The 2,470-nt window shown below is 45.7% G+C and carries 2 protein-coding genes; one reads left to right on the forward strand and one right to left on the reverse strand.

All coding sequences use genetic code 11. The features are described from left to right. Positions 1-217: 217 nt before the first annotated feature. Entirely contained in the window at positions 218-898 is a 681-nt protein-coding gene (locus C7R92_RS20070; RefSeq protein WP_106835409.1) for an endonuclease/exonuclease/phosphatase family protein, read from the forward strand. Here C7R92_RS20070 and C7R92_RS20075 read toward each other — a convergent pair. Next, positions 852-2,450: an alkaline phosphatase family protein gene (locus C7R92_RS20075; RefSeq protein ID WP_244195781.1), complete on the reverse strand. Its 1,599-nt coding sequence runs from the start codon at positions 2,448-2,450 to the stop codon at positions 852-854. The genes C7R92_RS20070 and C7R92_RS20075 overlap by 47 nt on opposite strands. Positions 2,451-2,470: the final 20 nt, after the last annotated feature.

Raw genomic sequence — 2,470 nt, forward strand, 5'->3', positions numbered from 1 at the left:
CAAACTCTCCAATAAAGTTTGAAGATGAATCTGACTTCAAGTAAAACACAAGCTAATTTTCACAGATTAATTCTATTCCGGTTTTCAAGGAGCATTTATTCCATTTGTGCCTCAAGCAGAGGCGACGTTTTTTAATATAGCATAGACTAAAACCTAATGCAATAGGGAAAACTAAATAAGTTAAAAAAATGACGTCTAACAAAGGAAGTGAACGAGGGTGCGTGTAGTCAGCTACAACATTCATAGCGGCCGTGACCTCTGGTGGCGAAAACGTTTGAACGAAATGACTCTGACTTTAAAGGACTTGCAACCAGACATCATCGGTCTTCAGGAAGTCCACCAAAACGGGAAGTATGGGTATCAAGCGAGCTACATCGCCGATCAATTACAGTATCACCTAGCCTTCTCCCCTTCAATTGCGATAGGAGATGGGTATTACGGCAATGCACTGCTATCGAAGTACGCGCTTGAAAATGTCGACGCCATCGTTTTGCCAGCCAGAAAAGAGCAACGAACCCTCCTTTATGCATCCTTCCAAGGGTACGGTCGTACGATTACGCTTTGCGTTACACACTGTAGCTTAAATCAAGTAAGCAGACTGGCCCAACTACAGCTCATGTCGACATTAATACAGCAACACGCAAAAGCCCCATTACTCCTAATGGGGGATTTCAACGCGAGTAATGTGTCCTTTAATCCACACCTGATGGACTGTGCTCTTGTCTCAGGTCAGGAAAAAAGACCAACTCTTCCAGCCTTCCGCCGACGTCTGGACTATATTTTTGCTTCTCATCACTGGAATATTGAGCACTACGAGCTGCTACCTGTCAATTGGTCCGATCATGTCCCGCTCATTGCCGATTTGAGACTGACGGAATCCCCAGCTCTCGAAGAATAAAATCTTTGACATCAACCAGTCTTGCTGGGAGTGGAAACATCTCCGAAGCACCTGCAATCACTAACGGAATCAGCGAATCTTGCTTATGCAGTGAGCCGTGACTTCCTCCACCTAAATGCGTGGGAGCACATTCCGATAAAAATTCATAGCTCTTGGCAGCAGTAACGACTACCACGTCAACGGTCTGCGAGAACAGCGACCCGTATAGTCGAGAAAAAGCATCCGGGTATGTATCAAAAGAAAGACACTCTCCATCATATTGCACATCCAGCACGGAAACGTCCCCTTCAATGGACCAAGAAGAACCATACGCATCATGATACTCCCCATTGCGCCAAAAACACATTTCCTGTTGTGTTCCACCACGACGCACCTTTATCTTCTCGCCCTCTTTCCAAGCAATCAAATCAATTCTTTCTTCCACACTAACCGCTTCTACAATAGAAAATGGATCCATTCCATTCACTGGATACAAAAAAGTCATACGCTCATTATTGCAAATGACCACTTCCACTTCTGATGTCACGTCAGTGCCAAGCGCATGGATCGAAAAATTCGCCAGGAGATGATCCAGCGGAATATTGTGGTCTTCACTTTCTCCGATGACGGTTTGTCCATGATCACTAATCAAAATGCATACGTTTCTCTCCAGCATTTGCTCCCATGACGCGAAGCTATCCAGCAAACGAGCCAATTGCTTGTCCACATCTGCCAAGTGCTGTACGGCATCCTCCGGGGAATTGTGGAGTTTATGATCATTCTCTGGCAAATAGACCAGCGTAAAATGCGGCTGCTGACCGCTGCGTATCACTTCGATCAAAACATCGATTGCATAGGCATCATTAATCCCGTAGCCTTCTAAAGCGGATTGGGCGAAATCCCACGGGACAGAGCGAAACAGTGCAGGACGGACCAGCGTGCCCATACTCATGATCGTTGGACCACTCACCTTTTCTCGCAAGGAAAAAGATGTGATTGTATCAAGCAAGGTCGGCATTTTCACCTTATGCTGCTTATGTCCGCGATGGGCGATCACATTGATGGAACCCGATACGAGATTGTTTTCTTCCAGTACCTCATGAATGGTTTTGACATCCTTGCTAAGATGACGTTCATTCAAATCAAAAAGAACATTTCCGCCACAGCTCGAAATGCCTATTTTTCGGATAGAAGCGGCCCCATTTATATAATTCACCATCTTTTTCTGCTCTGCATCATACCAAACTAGCCCCGGTACTTTGTGCTGATCGGGGTACACCCCCGTTATGAGGGAGCAGTCTATCGAAGCCGTCATCGTAGGGAAAACAGTCACACAATCTGGTATGTACTGGCTATGCTCCATGAAAAACCGAAGTGCCGGTGCTTTATTGGCAGCAATGCATCGCTCCAAAACATCAGGCATCATGGAGTCGATCAGGAAAAGTATGACCTTTTTCATCCGGCTGCCACCCTTCTTGTCGTAGTAAACGTAGTAGTCATAGTCGCACCTGATAGTGTTCGATTTTTCATTACCGAGTATACGCTTGAAAAAGAAAAAGCCCCTGCTCGCCAAATGGTCAAGACCCCATTTAG

This window comes from Brevibacillus porteri, from assembly GCF_003013475.1.
GTDB classification, from domain to species: domain Bacteria; phylum Bacillota; class Bacilli; order Brevibacillales; family Brevibacillaceae; genus Brevibacillus; species Brevibacillus porteri.